The organism is Candidatus Zixiibacteriota bacterium, from assembly GCA_029860345.1.
Classification (GTDB): Bacteria; Zixibacteria; MSB-5A5; order GN15; family FEB-12; genus JAJRTA01.
The window spans coordinates 147,217-168,736 of the sequence record JAOUBJ010000006.1; the positions used below are offsets into that span (position 1 = coordinate 147,217).

The 21,520-nt window shown below is 55.1% G+C and carries 14 protein-coding genes; 2 read left to right on the plus strand and 12 right to left on the minus strand.

Features of this window, described 5'->3' with window-relative positions; all coding sequences use genetic code 11:
• Positions 1–489 precede the first annotated feature (489 nt).
• Positions 490–1,803 (minus strand): DNA/RNA non-specific endonuclease, encoded by a 1,314-nt coding sequence (locus OEV49_08260; protein ID MDH3891066.1) that lies wholly within the window; start codon positions 1,801–1,803, stop codon positions 490–492.
• 550 nt (positions 1,804–2,353) lie between these two features.
• Here OEV49_08260 and OEV49_08265 point away from each other — a divergent pair.
• Together OEV49_08265 and OEV49_08270 are read left to right on the plus strand one after the other, a co-directional pair.
• Entirely contained in the window at positions 2,354–2,764 is a 411-nt protein-coding gene (locus tag OEV49_08265; protein ID MDH3891067.1) for a PadR family transcriptional regulator, read from the plus strand.
• On the plus strand, positions 2,761–5,304 hold the full coding sequence (locus OEV49_08270; protein ID MDH3891068.1) for an ABC transporter permease: 2,544 nt from the start codon (positions 2,761–2,763) through the stop codon (positions 5,302–5,304). The genes OEV49_08265 and OEV49_08270 overlap by 4 nt, the downstream gene beginning before the upstream one ends.
• A 585-nt stretch (positions 5,305–5,889) precedes the next feature.
• On the opposite strand, the gene guaA is transcribed toward OEV49_08270, so the two are convergent.
• The 11 genes from guaA to OEV49_08325 form a co-directional block, all read right to left on the minus strand.
• Positions 5,890–7,440 carry a glutamine-hydrolyzing GMP synthase gene (guaA, locus tag OEV49_08275; protein MDH3891069.1) on the minus strand — a complete coding sequence of 517 codons (1,551 nt, stop codon included), beginning with the start codon at positions 7,438–7,440 and terminating at the stop codon, positions 5,890–5,892.
• Positions 7,415–9,031 carry an L-aspartate oxidase gene (gene nadB / locus OEV49_08280; GenBank protein MDH3891070.1) on the minus strand — a complete coding sequence of 539 codons (1,617 nt, stop codon included), beginning with the start codon at positions 9,029–9,031 and terminating at the stop codon, positions 7,415–7,417. Before nadB ends, guaA begins: the two co-directional genes overlap by 26 nt.
• On the minus strand, positions 9,031–10,116 hold the full coding sequence (gene lpxK / locus OEV49_08285; GenBank protein MDH3891071.1) for a tetraacyldisaccharide 4'-kinase: 1,086 nt from the start codon (positions 10,114–10,116) through the stop codon (positions 9,031–9,033). Before lpxK ends, nadB begins: the two co-directional genes overlap by 1 nt.
• Entirely contained in the window at positions 10,109–11,365 is a 1,257-nt protein-coding gene (locus OEV49_08290; protein MDH3891072.1) for a 3-deoxy-D-manno-octulosonic acid transferase, read from the minus strand. The genes lpxK and OEV49_08290 overlap by 8 nt, the downstream gene beginning before the upstream one ends.
• Positions 11,366–11,421: 56 nt before the next feature.
• Entirely contained in the window at positions 11,422–12,546 is a 1,125-nt protein-coding gene (lpxB, locus tag OEV49_08295) for a lipid-A-disaccharide synthase (GenBank protein ID MDH3891073.1), read from the minus strand.
• Positions 12,547–13,542 carry a Gfo/Idh/MocA family oxidoreductase gene (locus tag OEV49_08300; GenBank protein ID MDH3891074.1) on the minus strand — a complete coding sequence of 332 codons (996 nt, stop codon included), beginning with the start codon at positions 13,540–13,542 and terminating at the stop codon, positions 12,547–12,549. It abuts the gene before it with no gap.
• Positions 13,543–13,981: 439 nt separating this feature from the next.
• Complete coding sequence (locus OEV49_08305; GenBank protein ID MDH3891075.1) at positions 13,982–17,554, minus strand: M6 family metalloprotease domain-containing protein; 3,573 nt, start codon at positions 17,552–17,554, stop codon at positions 13,982–13,984.
• Positions 17,555–17,968: 414 nt separating this feature from the next.
• Positions 17,969–18,631 (minus strand): VTT domain-containing protein, encoded by a 663-nt coding sequence (locus OEV49_08310; protein ID MDH3891076.1) that lies wholly within the window; start codon positions 18,629–18,631, stop codon positions 17,969–17,971.
• Entirely contained in the window at positions 18,624–19,970 is a 1,347-nt protein-coding gene (locus OEV49_08315) for a hemolysin family protein (protein ID MDH3891077.1), read from the minus strand. The genes OEV49_08310 and OEV49_08315 overlap by 8 nt, the downstream gene beginning before the upstream one ends.
• Before the next feature lie 51 nt (positions 19,971–20,021).
• Entirely contained in the window at positions 20,022–20,894 is an 873-nt protein-coding gene (locus tag OEV49_08320; GenBank protein ID MDH3891078.1) for a zinc metalloprotease HtpX, read from the minus strand.
• A gap of 76 nt (positions 20,895–20,970) precedes the next feature.
• A complete protein-coding gene (locus OEV49_08325; GenBank protein MDH3891079.1) occupies positions 20,971–21,495 on the minus strand; it encodes a hypothetical protein in 525 nt (174 codons plus the stop codon).
• Between the last annotated feature and the right edge of the window lie 25 nt (positions 21,496–21,520).

Sequence of the window (21,520 nt, forward strand, 5' to 3'; positions counted from 1 at the left end):
GGCTGAAGTAGGTCGGAACCCTCTTAGCGGTTCCGACAAGAAGAGTCGGCACAACCAGAAGTGGTTCTGCCCTACAATCAGTCCGTGTCACCCTGAGCGCAGTCGAAGGGTGAAACTTACTGATAGTTCATGGTTCGACTCCGCTCACCATGAGGTGTTGTAGTTCCGACATAACGAAACGACAGTACCAGAAGCGGTCCTGCCCTACGAGTTGAAGATCATGCGGGCACATGATCCGACATCAAGCCGGGGGCCACCGGACTAGTCGCAAACGTGAGCCAGTAGTATCCTACATGCCCTAAGTTCAAATACTCTGGCTTTCTCAAACAGGGTTGCTTGGAGCTTTTGCGGCCCGCTCTTCAACCTGAACCAGCGTAACGTCCAACCACACTTCCGAGAGCCGGCGTGGTGGAATAGTAGACACGGGGCAGCCCAGGTAGAACCGTCAGGGCGCCCGTTGTGAATCCTTGATATCCTATGACACCGCCGCTACTGGTCGTCGCTATAGAAGAACACGACAGCCCGGCCAGCCTTCCTCGCCTGAGTGGCGGTATATTTGACTCGGTCGATCTGCCGATCCTTGTCATCGTACAGTATGATCGTGCCCCCTCGCTTATTGGACAGTACGATCGGTTTCAAAGGCTTCACGGTCAGCGCTTCTCCGGGCTGCAAAACTAGTTTCTCTGCCTTAAACAGATTGTCCAGCATCAGTTCCTTTTCCCCCCAACCTCGGTCTTTCTCGTCCCAAGTTTGCCAGGCCACCAGGCGCCACCCTTTGAGACTGATCTTCTTGGCCCCGAGGTTAATAAGTGATATCCACTCCTTGCCTTTGTCCCGGCCCCTGGGATTCACCAGCACCGCGGCAATATAAACATCGACTTCTTCGTCGGCATAGTGGATGCGCGTCTTTCTCTCCTTTAAGTCCCTGATTTCTTCGGGGTGATCCACGAAGATTCTCTCGGGGTAATGACTCGCCTTGACCCTTTTCTTCTTGGCTGAATCCTCACTCCAGAACATCGGGTTCGCCTTTGCCACTTCCTTGGGGAATTTGAGTCCGGTGCGCTCCTCGATTTCTTTCACCGTGGCCTGATACACCTGGGCGCTGTACATCCCCTTCGCATCATTGTCACGCAAGGCAATTTCGTCCTGCCAGGATATGAAGGCTCGCACATCCAGTTTATTAGTGTGTTTGTTGATAAAGCATACAACCTTGAAGAAGCCGGCCGGTACCTCTGCGCTGTCCTTCCCAGGGACTTTGACGATTCGCGGATCGTCGCCGTGTATTGGTCCCGAGATCGAAGTGATTTTTCCACCTTGAGCGAGGTCCAGCTTATTCACCCACATCTCAATCGAGACCCACTCATCCCGGTTGAAATTGTTGTGTTGCAGAGTAGCATTCGTGTACCAGAATGTATCGTCACCGGCTTTCTTGGCTGCGTTTCTGGTTTTGCCCCAAGTGGCGTTAGCACGCATGGCCACATGACCGCGGTCCCATGGATTGTCTCCGCGTTCGTGCCTGTCCTTGTAGTAGTCGTTGTCCAACTGGAAGCCTTTGTCGATTCTTGGATCGACCTTCCACGCCTTGTGTTTCTTGATCTTCTTGAACAACTTCTGATCGATGTTCAAGGCCGCGAAAATCGGGCAACGCCTCTCATGGTCAATCAACATCGTGTAGTTTACGTAGTCGGCGTACACATCATCCCTCAGATCCGGATCGCCGAGCACATATGAGCGCAGTTGTCCTCTCGGCTGAGGCAATGGAATAGTCACGCCTTTAAGGAATTTCTCATCATATCCTGGCATTTTTAGATCCTCCTAATTGGATTGTTAATATTCTCAACCAGACTGCCCACACAGTTCTCATCAAACCAAGTGCGCTCATGCCGATCAATCACTCGCCAAGTCCACGACTTACCCTGCGTCTATCACGTATCCGAGGAGATGTCGCTTAGCCTTACGCTTTCATAACCGCTCTTGAGCAACTGATTATAATTCAGAGGAACCTATCTGTCAACCTGTAACCAACACTCGCTCTGAGAAACATAAGGTCCGGAGAGTCCTCCATTCATGGCTAGTTCCGTCTTCGATCATCGCTCGTCTGCGCAGTTACGGACAGGGCCAATCGATACAACGCAGGAGGCCTATAAACTGACCCGGAGGATTCGGCACGCGATTGAACCGCAACAGTCTTAAATGTTCTTCTCAGTAGCAGGACTTGTTAAAAGTGTCGGGCTGGGTCGCCTGGCTTTACTCGAAGATGTCGAAACCTCGCTTCGCGACGCCTTCGGCGCAGGGGTTTCGACCTACAGGAGAAGGCTAGATTCTGGCCTTCGCCAGAATGACTCAATCCTACATGAAACATCGATCACATAAACCACGTATCTACGACCATGTATTCTGGTTTACAGAAGATATCAAGCAGGAAGTATCTATGAAATGGTTGTCGCGAAAAGAAGAACTGCTGTTGCTCTCAATCTGGAAGCTCCAGGGTAACGCCTACGGTGTTACGATCCGTAGGCAACTAGCTAAAACCACCGACAAATACTGGTCGATAGGGGCCATCTACGACGTACTGGATCGGTTGGCCCGCAAAGGACTGGTGACTACCAAAATCACCTCTCCCCTGCCGGAACGGGGCGGTCGCAGCAAGAGAATGTACCAGGTCACCAACAAAGGATTCAAGGCTCTTGATACAGTCCGTCAAATCCAGACGGCTATGTGGGCCGATCTACCCAAGGCGTCCGTGCTGGGCGAAGAAGCATGAACAAGTCTCGACCGAACGATCCGCCTTCACTCGCGATCCGGTTGCTGAAAGCCGCCGCCCGCTCGGAGGAGTTTCACTACGCCGCCGGTGATCTGGTTGAAATCTATAGGTCTATCGCTCAAGACAGAAGCATCACGGCCGCCCAATGTTGGCTTTGGTGGGAGGTCATAAGGTCGCTACCCAGATTCGCAAAGAACTCACTCTATTGGGGACTAGTTATGTTCAAGAGTTATCTTAAAACAGCAGGGCGCAATATTCTGCGACAGAAGGGCTATTCGTTCATTAATATCACCGGCTTGGCCATCGGCATGGCTTGCTGTTTGTTGTTGGCCGTGTGGATTCTCGACGAACTCAGCTACGACACGTTTTTTGCCGAGTCCGAACGCATAATGAACATCCGGGTACTGGACGCCAATGAATCCACGCCGAACCTGCTGGGGCCCGCCCTCCAAGAGCAGATTTCGGAGATCGAACAGGCCACGCGAACGGACTGGTTGGGTCAATCGCTGATAACGAGCAAAAGCGATACATCATTTCAGTGGATCATGGCGGTTGATCCAACCTTTTTCGATGTGTTTTCATTCTCATTCGTGACCGGCAACGGCGCCACCGCGCTGGATGATGTAAGTTCTGTGGTTATATCGAAGAGTCTGGCCGATAGATTCTTCCCAAATGAAAACGCGGTCGGTCAGGTGCTCACTTTGGATAATCGTCACGACCACGTGGTCACCGGCGTCATCGAAAACGTGCCGCACAATTCCACGCTACAGTTCAATATGCTGGTGCCAATCGAGAACCTGATCCAGTCTCGTCGGGAACGAGATGAGGATTGGGCGAGTTGGGGCTGGTGGAGCGCGATTACCTATGTCAAGGTCCAGCCTGGGTGTTCGGTCGAACGGTTGACCGACAGGATTCGGACCTTCCTGCCGGAGCAGTCCGAAAAGGACCGGGAGCTCTTCGCCATCGGACTGTCGGACCTGCACTTTTTCGGTACCGGAGTAAAGGGATACGTTTACGCGTTCTCCCTTTTGGCCGCCGTTGTTCTGATCATGGCCTGTATCAACTTCGTGAATTTGTCGATCGCCCGATCATCGCGCCGGGCAAAAGAGACCGGGATCAGAAAGGTATCCGGTGCGCACCGCGGGAATTTGATCGCGCAGTATCTCGGTGAGTCGATTCTCATGTCAGCAGCGGCGTCGCTACTGGCGCTGGGGCTTCTGCGTTTTGTGCTGCCCTACTTCAACGATATGACCTCGGGTTATCTCAGTATCGATCTGCTTTTCGACGGTCCGGTCATTGCCGGACTGATTGTTTTCACTCTGGTAACGGGAATCGCCGCCGGCACCTATCCTGCCCTGTATCTAAGCGCCTTTCGACCGGTGGCTGTCCTTAAGGGCGACCTCGGCCTGGGCTCCGGCGCCTCCCGACTTAGAAAGTCGCTGGTGGTGGTTCAGTTTGCGGCTTCGATCATTCTGATAATAGCCACCACCACCGTCTACACCCAGGTGAATTATCTGAAAACCAAAAACGTCGGTTACGATAAGGAACAGATTGTCAACCTACTGTTGCGAGGCGACAGCCGACACCATTACAATAGTCTCAAGAACGATCTTTTGCAGGATTCGAGGATTCAGTCCGTCACCGCCAACGCCGCCGGGCTGCCCTATTGGCGTTGGACCACCGGAGCTGTCCACTGGCCGGGCAAGGCATCTGACGATGACCTACACATAGCCATGAACATGGTTGACTATGATTTCACCAAAACATTTGGCATTGATCTGATCGAAGGAAGAGACTTCAGCCGTGACTTTCCTTCAGACTCCATAACCTCCTATCTGATTAACGAAGAGATGATGAAGGCAATGGGGCTTGAGTCTGCCGTAGACGCCGAACTCAGTATCTGGGATAAGCCCGGTCGGGTTATTGGTGTGATGAAGAACTTTCACTTTCGGCCGCTCAACGACCAGATCCAACCGTTGGCCTTCGTGCTCAACCCGGAAAAAGCCGGTCAGGTGGCCATCAGAATAGGTCCGGGCGATGTATCTTCGACATTGGGATACATAGAACAGGCGTGGGGACGAAACGTGCCGGGCTATCCGTTTGACTATAGTTTTCTCGATCAGAGGTTCGCGGCCGGTTTTCGATCCATCGAAAGGATCGGCGACTTAGCCGGCGGCTTCGCTCTGCTGGCGGTGTTTATCGCTTCGTTGGGTCTGCTCGGGCTGGCCTCGTTTACGGCCGAGCAGCGAACCAAAGAGATAGGTATCCGCAAAGTGCTGGGTGCATCCGTCACCGGCGTCGTGCGGTTGTTGCTGCGCGAGTTCGTCATTCTGGTGACAATCGCCAACCTCGTGGCCTGGCCGCTGGCCTGGCTGGCGATGAGGAGCTGGCTTGAAGAGTTCGCATATCGTGTCGACCTGGGTATCAGCACTTTCGTTCTTGCCGGCGGACTCGCTCTGGTCATCGCGATTGTCACCGTTGGCTCCCAGGCTCTGAGAGCGGCTCGTGCCAACCCGGTGGATTCTCTGAAGTACGAGTGAGGTGACAAATCAGCCATAAATGGGTTCCTGCCGATTCGCGCGAACCGCACGTCATGCTGAGCGCAGTCGAAGCATGAGCCGCACCAACGTCACCCTGAGCGGAATCGAAGGGTGATTAGGTCAAGCCACTTCCAGGGCGTCCACCGCCCACAGACCTGGTGGCGTTGGGCGACCCCGCCCGACACCGGCCGCCCAAACCACTGGCTGTCAGGCGAGTCACCTGACAGCACCTGCACAATGTGGTTTCGCAGGGTCCTGATCTCGACGAAGTCGGGATTGTGACCCTGCGACTCTCACTAAAGCGTTGTGTTAGAGCAGCCTTTGAAACCCGGCCTGAACGGCTTGTTGAAAAAGCCTCTGTAGCCTGTTGCGGTGGGTCCTGTCCGCCGCGGCGGACGTAAGCGAATTCGTGTGACCCGCCGCCACTGTGTCACATTGAGTTAGGTGTCGGGTCACCACTACGCCTTCGGCGCGTTCAGGACCCGACACAACAAACCACGAACTTTATCAACACTCCCTGGAGTCCGGGCCACTCGAATCTACATTTGCAGGCCGCATAGCGGCAAGAAGCACAGCTTGGCTGCGTCACTCCCACTCGATGGTGGCGGGTGGTTTGGATGATATGTCGTAGGTGACCCGGTTGACACCCTTCACATTGCGGATTATTCGGTTGGAGATGTGGGCCAGAATATCGTAGTCGATGCGCGCCCAGTCGGCGGTCATGGCGTCGGTCGAGGTGACGGCGCGGAGGGCCACCACGTTTTCATAGGTCCGTTCATCCCCCATGACTCCGACCGCTTTCACAGGCAACAATACTGCGAAGGCCTGCCAGATGTCGTCATAGATGTTGTGGTTGTGCAATTCGTCAATGTAGATAGCGTCCACCTCGCGCAGCAGGTCGCAACGTTCTTTGGTAACCTCACCCAGGATGCGCACGGCCAGTCCCGGACCCGGAAAGGGATGCCGCCCGATGAATTGATCCGGTAAACCGAGCACACGACCCAGCGCCCGCACTTCATCCTTGAACAGTTCTCTCAGCGGTTCGACCAGTTTCAGTTTCATTCGATCCTTCAGCCCGCCGACATTGTGATGCGACTTGATAGTCACCGAAGGTCCCTTGAACGACACCGATTCGATAACGTCCGGATATAGCGTGCCCTGGGCCAGGAAGTCGACCTGACCGATTTTCTCTGCCTCAGCCTCGAAAACATCGATGAAAGTGGGGCCGATTACTTTGCGCTTCTTCTCAGGATCGGTGATGCCGGCCAGACGTTCAAGGAACAGATCAGATGCATCGACCGGGTGCAGGTTAATGCCCAGACCATTGAGCATCTCGATCACATCGGTGTACTCGTTCTTACGCAGAAGTCCGTTGTTGACAAAGACAGCGTGCAACTTGTCACCAATTGCTCTGTGAAGCAACATGGCCGCGACCGTGGAGTCGACACCGCCGGAGATACCTAACAGAACCTTCCCATCACCCACCTGCGTTTTAATCCTGGCCACGGCCATCTCCACCAGCGATTCCGGCGTCCAATCCCCTTTCAGTTTACAGATATCAAAGAGAAAGCTCGCCAGCATCTTCTTGCCTTCCTCGGTGTGGTGAACCTCGGGATGAAACTGCAAACCATAGATTTTTCGTCGATGATCGGCGATAGCCGCAACCGGCAGCGACTCAGTAGATGCGATTTGGTCGAAGCCTTCAGGCATTTGTGTTACCGAGTCACCGTGCGACATCCAGACCTGACTTCGATCCGGCATCCCGGCAAATATAGCCTGCCTGTCCGACACCTCCAAATGAGCCCGTCCATATTCACGATTGTGCGACGGCACAAGCTCTCCCCCATAGTGCTCGGCCACCAGCATCATACCATAACAGATGCCCAGCATGGGCAAATCGGTTTCAAAGAAGGCCGGGTCCAACCGCGGGGCGTCTTCATCACTGAGCGAGGAGGGTCCACCCGAGAGCACGTAACCGCGCACGTTGCGATCGGCATACTTTGAACGGTCAACGTTGTAAGGTGCAATCTCGCAGTAGACCCTGGCTTCTCTGATACGGCGTGCGATCAATTGTGTGTACTGCGATCCGAAATCAAGTATCAGGATCATCTCATTCTTTTGGACGTTGTCGTTCATCGGTCGACTTTCCCTCGATAATGGTGTCCCTGGCTTCGCCTTCGATCATGCCCGGATAGTCTTCATTATAATGCAGCCCGCGCGACTCTTCTCGACTCAAGGCCGAGCCGACGATCAGTTCCGCTACCGTGGTCATGTTGCGAAGTTCCACGACGCCGTAAGTAGCCGGTGTAGCCAGATAGTAATCTTCCACTGCCTGGTCCAACTGTTTGATTCGTTGGTGGGCCAGTTTGAGATGCTTGGTGGTTCGCACTATGCCGACAAAGTCCGACATAATGCGATTCAGTTCCCGTCGATCATGAGCAATCAGTATCGATTCTCGGGGCGGTTTCAGTGACGAATACGGAGAGTTATCGGTGGGCACGTTTTCCGGTAGCGGTGCCTGGCCGCAGTAGTCTGCTGATGCCGAGGCCGCAAAGCGCGCCATCACCACCGCTTCCAACAGCGAGTTGGAGGCCAGCCGGTTGGCGCCGTGCATACCGGTCATAGCCAACTCGCCGGCCGTGTACAGCCCCGGCAGTTCCGTCTCGCCGTTAATTGTAGACACGATGCCGCCGCAAGAATAATGAGCCGACGGCACGACCGGAATGGGACGTTCGGTCATATCAAAACCTCTACGCAGACAGCGGCGATAAATATTCGGGAAGCGCTCTTTTACGAAACCTGAGTCGAGATGGCTGACGTCGAGCAATACGTACTCCTCACCGCTGGCCTTCAATTCTCGATCAATCGTTCGAGCCACGATATCGCGCGGGGCCAGGTCTTTGTCGGGATGCGTTCCCTTCATGAACTCTCGACCATCGACCGACTTGAGGATACCGCCTTCGCCTCTGACCGCCTCTGAAATGAGAAAAGGCCAGCGACCGGGGTTGTACAGAGCCGTTGGATGAAACTGAATGAACTCCAGGTTGGCCACCGTGACACCGGCACGATAGGCGATGGCCAATCCATCACCGGTGGCAATGAGAGGATTGGTGGTGTGGAAATAGACCTGCCCCAGACCACCCGTGGCCAACATGGTGACCGGAGCCAGAAAGAGATCAAACTGACGGGTGGGATCACAGTAGACAAACACACCCGCGCACACTTCCTGTCCACCGCTTGTGTAAGTGATCAGATCCATGGCCATGTGATCACGAAATATATCGATAGTCGGCACACTGCGACAAGCCTTGAGCAAGGCGCGCTCGATCTCGCGACCGGTAAGGTCCCGAGCATGTACAACCCTCGGCTTGGAGTGCCCTCCCTCGCGACCAAGATGGAGTTGGTTGTCGGTCTGAGTGAATCTGACGCCGAGTTCAATCAACTCCTCAATCACCCTGGGCGCGTTCTCGACAATCTTCTCAACAACCTCTTGTCGGCACAGCCCGCCGCCAACCGCCATAGTATCGTTAACATGATCCTCGAACGAATCAGTCCCGGCCAGCACCGCGGCAATACCACCTTGCGCCCGATTGGTTGAGGAGTCCGTCTCCCCCTTCTTGGTCAAGATGGCCACCGTTGCTTTGGGATTGTGCTCGACAACCTTCAGGGCATAGAACAACCCGGCAATACCGGAACCAATTACCAGATAATCATAGCGCCGTTCCATCAGTCAGAAGGCCTCTTCAAATTCAACCGCTCTATTATATACCGAACCAGTTTCTCTTCTCCCGGATCGAGGTCAATTGACTGAACAAGATAGTATATTTCGCGTCCGAACGCAAAGTCGCCCAATTTGACCCAGTCTTTGCCCGTGGTGAGGAGTAGGTCGGAGTCATGACTATCGGCCGCAGTTTTGATTTTTTGCAGCACTGTCTGGTCGTACCGCTGATGGTCACTCAGTTCAATTGCCTGATCCAAATCGGCGCATAGCGTTGTCACCTGTCGGGACATGGCTCGGAAATTACCAATACCGGCAAAGAGCAGGACCGACTTGTCCTCAAGGTACTTGATGGGCCATCGCCGATCACGACCGACCAACTCGGAGGGGAGAAACTGTGCACGATAGATCTTCGCCTGCGGGAACAACGACGCAAACTGAGTCTGCCGGGCACCCGGGTCGTCGGCCAGGTTCGCCCGCGTGACGAGTATTACATCGGCACGGGTCAGCGCACTCAGGGGTTCACGAAGGACACCCAACGGGAATGGTTTGAGGAACTGGTCAGCAACCGAAGCATCGAAGGTGACGATTTCAAGATCACGATGGAGCTTAATGTGTTGCATACCGTCATCGACAATGATAACGTCGACCCCGCCGCCGGCACCTAATCGTAGCGCCGCCTCAGATTTCGAACGGTCGACCGAAAACAGCGCCTCCGGCAATAACCCGGCCAGATGCTTGACTTCGTCACCGGTCAGGCGACTATCCATCGTTTGAACACGATAGCCCGGCTCAAGGAACGACGTTTGGTCGGCACGACCATAGCCCGAGGAAACAATCCCCACTCGGATGTCCTCCTGCAGCAAAAGTCGTCCAAGCATGCCGACACTGGTGGTCTTGCCGCTGCCGCCGACTGTGATGTTACCGACTGAGATTACAGGTACCCCGGCGTCGACCTGCGCCCCTGCCGTTAGTCGGTGAATGACTCGGGCCAGTCGATAGGCCAGCGAAACCAGCCATAGCAAAGCAGCCGGTAGGATCAACCACGAAAGTGAACCTCGACGCAGTACCTTCTTCCACAGTTGCTCAAGCATCACCAAGCATCCTCAGAAGATAGGTCCCAACCTGGGCCGTGGTGGAATTACTCAGATCGGAATCCTGCTTGAGCGCGAACTTCGTGCGTCCCTGGTACACACTCTCAACCACGTCGATAAGCTGTTCAGCACTGTCGACCTGCATTCCATAATCGTGTTTCTTGATATAAGCGGTCGCCTCCCGAACGTTGTCGGTGTAGGGACCAAACAGGACCGGCGTCTGTGCCCACACCGGTTCCAATAGATTGTGTCCTCCTATCGGCACCATGGTACCGCCGACAAAGGCAAGATCGGCAATTTGATACAGGTCGTTCAACTGACCCAGGGTATCTACAAGAACCAGCCCGCCGTCGGAAACTGGAGTGCTGCCCGAATCACCCGCCGAGAATCGATACCAGCGAACACCGGCTCTATCGAACAGATTGATGACCTCGCCCACTCGTTCGATGTGTCGAGGGGCCATGATCATTCGGAAACCGTCGTACCTTTCGCGCAGTTTTGCGTATGCTTCGACCAACATCTGTTCCTCGCCCGGCCTGGTCGATCCCGCTATCCAGACAAAATCGGACGGCGCCACACCAGCACGGGACCGGGTCTCACTTTGCCTCGCCTCGGATTGTCGCGTCAGAGGAGCATCAAACTTCATGTCGCCCGCCACGGTGATAAGCTCCCGGCGTAATCCCAGATGTGAGTATCTCTCGGCATCCTGGTCGGTCTTGATGAACCAATGCCTGTAGTTGCTTACGAGCTTGCCAATCAGAAAGCGAATCAGTTTGTAACGATTGAAAGCACGTGGCGACATTCGTCCGTTGATCTGCACCATGGGAATCCCACGACGAGCCGCCTGGCAAATCAGATTCGGCCAGATTTCCGTCTCGGCGATGACCACCACTTGCGGCTTTATCCTGTCGAGTGTGCGACCGATGGCCGGTGGAGCATCGAGTGGAAAATACGTCAGCGTGACCGAGTCGCCCATCTGGGCTACGGCGGTGCGATAACCGGCCGGTGTCATCGTGGTGACATGTATCCTGACCGAAGGTTGTCGTTTATGAATGTAATCGACCAGGTATCCGACTATGCGGATTTCTCCGACCGAGGCGGCATGGATCCACAGGTGCACAGGACCCCGAACATCAATCAAGCCAAGTCGACCACGCCACAGTTGATGACCCGACGCCGCCTTGAAACGTCCTACGATGACAAAAGCCAGGTAAGTGAGATAGGAAAATATCCGGTAAATAGCCAACATCGCAGTCACACCGATTGTCTTTGGCCGGATGTCAGGAGTTGTGTTATCACGCTCACTTAGCGACCGCCTGGTTTTTCGAGCAATTCATGTATCATCGACGCCGCCCTGGCCGATGCACCGGTACCGCCCAGGAGCCCCGGCGCTTCGTTAAACCGGAGACAAGTGGCATCATACCGTTCCTCGTCGGTATAGAGCTGCGATAGTGCCGCCAGCATCTTTTCCGGAGTGGCGTCGTGCTGAATCAACTCAGGCGCCACTTTGTCATTTAGAACAAGGTTCACCAGCGCAATCTTGTCAATCTTTATCAGGCGGCGAGCGATCTGATATGTGATGTTACCGGTCTTGTACACTACCACCATTGGTCTTCCGATTATGGCCGCTTCCAGCGTGGCCGTGCCGGAGGCGCTGAGCACAAGCGTGCTTTGGTGGATAACGCGGCGCGCATCGTCGTAAACAAGCTCCACGTCTTCGCTCTGGAAATCACTCAGCGCAGCGTCATAGTCATAACCATTGCCGGCCGCCGCAACGACGGCGCGAGTGCCGTGGCGCTCTTTGAATTTCTGCGCCGTCTTCAGCATGACGGGCAGCATACGCTCAACTTCCTGCCGTCGTGATCCGGGCAACAGGGCGAGAGTACCATCGACCGGTGGTCGCGATGAGATATACTCGGCCGGGATGTCTTCAAGCAGATAGTGTCCGACGAACTTACTGTTCACGCCGGTGTTTGCATAGAACCGTTGCTCGAACGGCAATATGAGCAGCATTAAGTCAACGCACTGCCGAATCAGCGGCAGCCGTCGGTGACCCCAGGCCCAGATTTGCGGCGATATATAGTATATGACAGGTATCCCCAGGGTGCGAATCCTCTTGGCCAAACGCAGGTTGAAACCGGGATAGTCGACCAGTATGACACAGTCGGGGCGACGGGTGCGAATCTCTGAGACGCAGCACGCCATCAGTTTTTGAAAGAACCGAAACCGCTTGGCCACCTCCCAGAAGCCAAGCACGGCCAGGTCGGCGGGCAGGGCCAGTTGTTCCTGACCGCGTTGTCGCAGTCCGGGCCCACCCAACCCGAAGACGGCCAACCCCGGCATTCTGCGGGCGAGTTCGTCGACCAGTCGGGCCGAGGCGTTGTCACCGGAGGGGTCTCCGGCGGAGAGAAAAAGCGTGGGCGACGACATTCAGCCTGATTCCCGCGCCAACACGCGTTCGGCCGACTCACGGCCGATCCGCTCCACCTCCAAGGCCACTCGTAGCGCCTCGACTCCCTCTGATAGCGGTACCGCCACTGCCGTATCGTCAAGGATTGCATCCAGAAACCGCCCCAGTTCACACCCGAGCATGTCCTCGCCTGAGTCCTGTTTCTTTTGATAGATCACATCGCGACCGGATTTGCCGAGCGGTAATCTGAGTCCCTCAGCCGGTTCGTCTTTAGCCGCCAGCCGATACAGGTCGGCCTGTTTGGCGGCCAGATCGAGCGAGTAGTAGCCGGACTTTTGGAACAGTCGCAACTTGCGCATGGCTTGCAAAGAGATCCGAGACGCTGTCAGGTTGGCCACAGCGCCGTTCTCAAAAGTCAGCCGGGCGTTGGCGATATCCGGCTTCTCTGATATCACCGCGACGGCCGAAGCCTGGATGTTGACGATCGGTGACCTGATAAACATCAGGGCCAGATCGATGTCGTGGATCATCAAGTCGAGCACAACGGCAACATCGGTACCACGCGGATCGAAAGCAGCCAGGCGATGGGCCTCAATAAACGATGGGTGCAACTCGATTCCTTCAAGCGCCTGCACGGCCGGGTTGAATCGTTCGATCTGTCCCACGGTCAGCTTGACCGAGTGATCTGCCGCCAGCGCCATCAGCTTGTTGGCCTCGTCAATAGTTGAGGTGACCGGTTTCTCGATCAGGCAATGAACCGAACGTTCGATAAGTTCCACCGCGACTGCGTAATGGTCGGTGGTGGGCACCACAATGGAAACAGCCTCGGCTTGTTCGGCCAATTGTTGTAATGAATCAAACGCGGTCACGTTGTATTCGGCCGCAAACTTGTGGGCTTTGTCCGAGTCGGTATCGTACAGCCCGATCAGTTCGCTATTGTCCAGCTGCGCGTACCATTTGAGATGGTGCCGACCCAGCGACCCGACACCGACCACGGCGGTCTTTAGCTTGGGCATTTTTGCATGCTCGCTTTCGTTCGTGACTCTGACATTGTCAAGCTGGCAAGATAGTGAGTCGGTCGCTCCAGAGCAAGCGGGTACTCCGTCATTCCCGCGCCTCTGTCATTCCCGCGCCTCTGTCATTCCCGCGCCTCTGTCATTCCCGCGCAGGCGGGAATCCATCTTCTCCGTTGGGTGGCCGTCTCAAACCTTGTTTGCGGCAGAAGGTCATGCTTCGACTTCGCTCAGCATGAGGTTGAGGAGAGCCGTGCACACCGAAGACGTGTGTGACCAATCGACAAGTGTGGCAGAACCAGAGGCGGTTCTGCCCTACTGCGCCCAGAAGAAGAGACGACCAAGCCGGAACTCCCCGTAGGGTGGGGGCCGTCTTCGCCTGCGCGCCGCGGCGTGGACCCGCCTTTGTTGGCAGGTCTGAAGACAGACCTGCCCTACAAGATCAGAAGCACGGCGTTGGGGGTGCGCCGGAGTTGAACATGTAATCGACCAGGTAAACCAGGTCGGCAATGTCGATCGGCTCAACGTCACTGGCGTCGACGTCACCTTCATCGAAACAGATTGGCGCCGGTCCACCGGTAAACATGAAGTCCACCATGTAAACCAAATCACCGATGTCGATTTGTCCGGTCGGGTCGTGGTCTACATTCCCGCGCGCGATACAGCAGGTAACATGCTCGGTGAAGAATATAAAAGTCTCCGTCGACCAGGTTGCACTGTCACCGAGATCGACCGCCTGGACACGCCAAAAATAAGAACCGTCAAGTTCAGCGAGTATCGGCATGACTACAGAAGTATCGTACATCACCGTGACCTCGTCGTAGCTGCCAAATGTGGAGTCGGCCGATATTTGCATAACGTAATGAACGGCATCGCCAGGGTCGCCATCGTCGGTCGGGTGCCAGTAGAGAGTTGGATAGTTTTCAAAGACCGTGTCCTTGTCAGCCGGCGCCGCGAGGCTGAACGGATTAGGTGGCTGGTTGACGGCGTTGACGATGAACGAGGCTTGCACAAGGTATTCGCTGTACTCGTATCCATCATGGGATCGACCGTGCCACCAAAAACGAGTGTCTTCATCCAGCGGCGTATCAACGGTCCAGACGGTGGTAGGATCACCTTCGGCATGTCCCGCTACCGATGCAGCCAGATTGGTCAGGGCTGAGTCTGAGTATACTTCGAAGTCGTAAGTCAGCACATCGCCGTCGGGATCATCGGAGTTCGCCCTGTTCAGGGAAGGCGTGGCAGAGTAAACCAGTTCGTCATCGACCGGCACGATAGCGTAACCTGCCGAAGGCGTGGCGTTCATGTGGAAGTCGAGTTCGTACCACCGCGACCAGGTAACGCCGTTGTTGGCGCGCACTCTAAACACATAGCTCGCGCCGTCCTGAAGGGCGGCACCGGCATAGGTGATATTGGTGTCGCTACCTGCAATGACGGCAGGCGACCACATGTTGTCGTTGTTGTAACAAAGGTTGCCGGTACCAACCGATACCTGGTACTCAGTAATCGGGTTGGCGGTGGTGTCCACGATGCTCCAATGAAACGCAGGAGTATGATCGATCATGTTTTGTTGGGCGCCACCTTCGACTCCGATAGCAGCAACGGTCGGGTTGATCGAAGAAGTGTCAACAGTGAAGAAGTCGAGAATCCGTCCAAAGACCGTGTCCTGATTGGCGTATGCTCCAAACTGATCGGAGATGGCTTCGAAACCGAAACTGAACAGGACAACTTTGTAACTGCTGTCGAAACTAATCCCGGTTGCCTCCCCGCTGGGGATCACGAACTCAGCCAGGGCGCTACCGGTTGGGAACATGATCTGCGGGTTGGTCTGGTTGGTGGTGGTGTTGTAGCGGATTTTGATTCCGTCGCCGACAGGTGAATCGTCAACTCCGAACATGAGCGGGTACAGCAGGTCGGAGTCGAATGAGGCGTGCAGGTAATCGTTCAAAAACGTCGGGTCATCGGTGTCCAGTTCGTGGACGAGCCCCTGCCCGGTAAGAAAGAGGTTGCCACCATTGTCCAGAAATGTCTCCATGGCAGCGATATCGGCGGCCGACATGATGTCTGCCCGGTCATCGCCGGTGAGCCACAAAACACTGGAGTAGTTGGAGAGTTGGCCGCCGGTCGGAGAACCGGCCGACGATTTGTCATGAAGCTCAAACGGTATCCGACGGTCGTACAATTGGGCCGCAATGGACTGCTCCCAGTCGGCGCCGTTGTCGTCATCGACCAGCAGGATCGAAGGTGTACCGATATGCAACTCGAAACCGAAGGTCTCACCACCCAGAGGATTGTCCGAAGTCATCTCCAGGTAGAATGAATCGATGCACGGCGCGAAACCGGCCGGGATAGTGAACACGATCAGAGATGACTGGTTGTCACCATATCCGCCGTCGCCCGGCACCGTTCCGATGTTGACCGTCGGCACGTCGAAGGTGATATCGTTGTTGTCCGAGGTCATGGTTGCCGTCACGTTGGTTGCTTCCAGCCAGAGGTTCTGGGCCAGGAATTCGAAAGTGATACTCTCCCCTTCTTCAGCGATACCGTTGCTGTTGCCGAAGGCGGTATCCGAAAAAGTACCCAGCCACATTACAAAGCGGGGACGGGAGTAGCTGATATCAAAATTGGCGTACATCACGGAATCCGAAGCTGAGATATCCCACACAGCAGCTTTGGTGCTGGTAGTAGAATACCTACGAGTATTGGGTGTCGACAGATCATCAAAGTCGGTTTTCGTTGCGGTCGACCAGACATCGAATTGATCTCCCGACGACGTGCCTGCTTCCAGTTCGAACAGACCGTCGGCTTGCTCAACGGCAACTTTGGGGTGGGCTTCGTTTGAGTTGCCGCCGACCGACTCGTCGATGTGCCATATTAGCAGACCGGAGCCGGGAATGAAATTGTCGAAACCCACCGAGCGCCTGTTCTCAACGAGAAAGTACTCCGATCCCATCTGACCGTTTTGCCACACGCGGTAGGCGATAGGATTGTGATAGCTCGATGGTAATTCCACGTTCACCGAGTTGGTGGTAATGTTGAACACGTTGGTAAACCCAAGGGTCGACTTGCACCAGGCATCAAAGAAGGCCGGGCGATTGCCATTGTTGTTCCAACTCCCACCGGCCATCAGAGACCAACGACCGATACCGGATGATGAGCCGTCGGTGTCGTACAAGTCCGGCAGGCCCAAAAAGTGTCCGTACTCGTGGGCATAGACACCAAAAGTAGACAAACCAGACGAGGTGTTCTCCTCCGGTTCGGTAGTGTAGCTGCGAATGTTGGTTCCATCGAGCGTAACCGTGAACGGTATCGACGAAGCGTGCGACCAAATGTGATCATCTGATCCGGTCTGTTCGGCGCCGGGACCGGCATGGACAGAAAAAACACCATCGATCCAACCGTTGCCGTCATTGTCGTACAGCGAGTAGTCAACATCGTCATCAGCGGCCAGGATCAGGTGGTAGGTCATTCCTGAGGCGCTGGTGGGATATGGTCCGAAGCCGTTGTTGCCGTTGCAATAGTAGGCATAAGTTTCGGGCATGCGGTACCATCCGGCCACATCGCCTAACAGGATGAACCCTCCGTAGGAGTTGTCAAAAAAGAACTCACGCATCGAGTAGACGCCGTCGGTAGAGTCGCTGGAAAAGAGCATCTGCTCAAAGTCTGCGACGGTTCCATAAACCAATCCACCGGTAGCCGGGTTGTCATCAAAATCTGCCAGCAGGACCAGCACGCGAAAAGTGTCGACCACATCCGGGTTGAAAAGCGCGTCCTTAGAATACGGATCACGGACCATGCCGTTCATGTTCGGTGGGTTGAACATACCCTGTGCCCGAGCCTCGTTCAGTCGCTCAATCAGTCGGTCCCACTGAGCGGTTCCTTTGAGTCGTTCGACAAGTTCGGGCGATGGCGGGCTGGCCACGACGGCCGAGCTCAGAACCAGGGTGAGGAACAATGTCATGGCGGCGGCGATAATGGTCAGGCCCGTATTTTGGGTGCGAGTGATTGCTGTCAACTTTGCTTCTCCTATCAGCGATAAGTACTTCCGGTGAGTGTCCGGCTGGAATAGGCTGGACCGACCGGACAATGTTTGAACCGTCCGCAAGATAGCGCAAAACGGCTTTTTGTCAATTGTAAACCCCGGTGCAGACGCAGGGCAAATCCATATCCTGCAACGTGCTGGCGCGGATAAGGTTCCCGTAATTGGGGCGTCATGGACCGAGATGAGGTCTTTTCGGCGGGGCGGCATTGTAGCGTTTAACAATGAAACCCACCCGACGCAAAGCCTCTGGGTGGGGTACCGTGTGAACGAAGAAGTAGGGTGGGTCCGTCTTCGGACCCGCCTAATTGTCGGAACCGCTAAGAGGGTTCCGACCTACAGGAGGCCTGCGCCAGTATGACAGTGTATAGAAGTCTTCACTCCCCTTTACTACTTGATCATACCAATGGCCAGAAAACCCAAGACCAAAAGGACAACAAAGGCGATGGCCAGAAGATTGAAATACTTGTCTATGAACAGTTGAATCCGGTTGCCGTACTTTCTGTAAAGCAGACCGATCAATCCGGCTACCACAAAAAAGCGCAATGAACGACTGATTGCCGAAGCTACCAAAAAGGGCACAAAGGCCATCTCAAAGAAGCCGGCTGCGATGGTGAAGACTTTATATGGAATGGGTGTGAATCCGGCGATGCCGACCGCGAAAGCTCCGACATGCATCCCCCATACTTCTTTTTCATTGAACCAGTAGCGCGCCGTTTCCAACAGCTGCTCCGGATCGGTGCCCGATAACGAACCGGTTATTACCAGCATTTTCTCGCCGACCAGATCGAAAGCGTAAGAACCGATCAAGTATCCCAGGACGCCGCCGACAACCGATCCCACCGAGCAGACCAAGGCAAAACGTTTCCACTTGCGATAGGCACCCATACATAAGGCGATCAACAAAGCGTCCGGCGGGACCGGGAAGAAAGAGGCCTCGGCCATGGAGAGCAAAAACAGCGCGGTCAGTCCGTGTCGCGACTCACCCCAGCTAAGCACCCAGTCGTAGAGAGCCCGTGACCACCTGAGCGGCGCGGAGAGTGTTTTAAGCATCCGGTTCTGCGCCTCTCTCTTTGATCGGTTCAACCGAAGGGCCGGAGGTGCGTTCCAGTTTCAATCGGGCCAGACGGTTGGCTGTTTGTTCCAGTACGGTGATTTTCATGTCGGCAATTGTCAGCGACTCCTTCTCCTGGGGCAACCGTCCCAAAACTTCGTTGACCAGCCCGGCCAATGTTTCGAACTGTTCCTCAGGAAGGTGGCTATCCATCAACTCGTTGATGGCGCCAGGCCAGACGGAACCATCGGCAAAAGCGACCCGGTCGGAATGTCTGACCAGTTCCGGGGCGCCGTCGTCGTCTTCGTCTTGTATTTCACCCACCAGCTCCTCCAGCACATCCTGCAACGTGACAATCCCGGCCGTGCCGCCGAACTCGTCGAGCACGATGGCCAATCGATATTTCTTGCGCTGAAAGTCCTGAAGTAACCGTGAAGCGGGCAGCGAGTCGGGCACGAATGAAGGACGGCGCAGAATGTCGTTCAGGTGGATCAACTCCGGATTAAGTTTCTGCAACACCAAGTCCTTGGTATAGATAATACCAACAATCTTGTCGATAGTGCCGTCAAAGACCGGGAATCGCGTGTGTCCGTGTCGGATGACGGTAGAGATAATTTCATCCGAGGTGGCCCGCTTATCAATGGCCACCACATCGGTGCGCGGCGTCATGGCCCTGCGTACAGTGGAATCGGCAAAGTCGAAGACCGATTTAATAAGCCGCTCCTCGGTCTCATCAAAGACCCCCTTCTGCCGCCCTTCGAAGATCATCAGATTGATTTCTTCTTCTGTTACGGCGCTGCGATTGGGGTCCGAGCGAACACCGAACAAACGGACAACCATCCCGGCCGTGCTGCTGAGAACATGAGAGAAAAACGAAGTAACCCAAATGAAAACCGAGATCGGGCGGGCGGAGTATCGGGCGTAGCGTTCGGGGAAGGAAAGAGCCAGATACTTGGGCACAAGCTCACCGAGAACCACAGCGAAGACGGTAATGCCGACCGTGACCAGCCCAACCGACAAAGGTGTGGCCCACTCCGAGAGATAGCCAATCGACGATCGGCTGAGCATGGAGTGAAGATGGGCGACGATGGTAGCGCCACCAAAAACGCCGGCCAGCGTACTGAAGAGGGTGATGCCAACCTGGATTGTGGCCAGGAATCTCTCCGGGTTTCGATGGAGTTTCTCGGCGGCTGCGGCGCCCGGCTTGCCCTGCTGAGCCTTATGACGAAGTCGGCTGCTGCGACTGGCAATAATCGAAAACTCGGCCAGGGCAAAAAACCCGTTGGCCAAAATCAAAACCAGTATGGCCACCAACTCCAGGAGAACTGATCCCGTCACACCTGCTCCCTGTCTAAGACAGCCGGCAACGGATCAGGCTGGTCGTCTTGATCAAATTCCATCATAACCCTGGTAGGGTAACTCCTCGGCCAGTGTGTGCAGCCTGTCAATACGTTCTTCCACCGGTGGGTGGGTCGAGAACCAAGAGCTCATCCCTCGTCCGGACAGCGGATTGATTATCATCAGATTAGCTGTGGCCGGCCGCTGGTCCAGATTCATGCGGGTTGGCGACCGGTGCAACTTTTCCAGAGCTGAGGCCAGAGCCTGAGGTTTGCGAGTGATCGTACCTCCACGGGCGTCGGCCTTGTATTCGCGTTGCCGAGAAATTGCTGTTTGCAACACGACAGCCACCAACGGCGCTACGATGCCTGCGATCAGAAGCCCGAAGACGCCGCCACGATTAGAATCACCACGGCTGTACCCGCCGAATATGGCGCCCCATCTGGCGATAGAAGCCAATATGCCGATGGCGCCTGCGAATGTGGCCGCGATGGTGCCGATCAGCATGTCTTTATTAATTATGTGTGCGACTTCGTGTCCGATCACACCTTCAAGCTCGTCCTCAGTCAGGATTCCCAGCAATCCTTCGGTAACCGCCACCGCTGCGTGTTCGGCGTTGCGACCGGTGGCAAAAGCATTGGGAGCTTTGGACGGCACGATGCAGACTTTTGGCATCGGAATCATTGCTTGCGTTGCCACCCGCTGGACGACCCGAAACAAACGCGGGTGGTCAGCCTCGGTGATCTGACGCGCTCGATACATACGAAGTATTATTTTGTCCGAGTACCAATAGGTGCAAAGGTTTATGGTACAGGCGAACACAAAGGCTATGGCCATTCCCGACGGGCCACGTACATAATAGCCTACCTGCATAAAAACCGCCACCAGGACGAGCATCATGACTGTGGTTTTAAGTGCGTTCATCTTCTTGGCCTCATCATCCTATTCTACGCAGTCCGAACGCATTGGGTCAACAATTTTGACGGCCGTACATACTGATTTATCGAAAGTAGAAAGTAGCGGCCACCGCCGCCGCCGTATTAATATTGGTTCCGTTGGGATTGCCGAACATAAACGAATTGACATCGGAAAACACAGCGTTAACCTGCGCTTCTACTCCAACACTGAATCTATCGGCCAGAAAACACTCGCCACCGAACATGAGCCCGGCCAAATAGTCGGTGGTACCTTCGCCGGCTTCAGGTGTTCGATGCAAAAAACCGCCACGAACACCGACATAGGGTATGGCACGACCGGTGCCTCGATTCAGGCGCAGACCCAGTCCGACGCCAACATCGGTAGCTTTTTCGCTGACATGCACCAGGCTCAAAGAAGGTATCACCACCCACTGCCGAGAGATCCACAAGGGGAGCAGAATGTCGCTCTGATTGCCCTGCCAGGAGGCCGACAAACCGACCGAGCCGGAATGACTGTCTTCCTCCCCGGCAGCATCGGCCGCCATTGCACATATCAGGACGGTTAGGCATAGGCTCCAAATCAGCCGTTGCGCAGTGGTCTGAAACATTATCTCCTCCATACTTGCCGGTCAA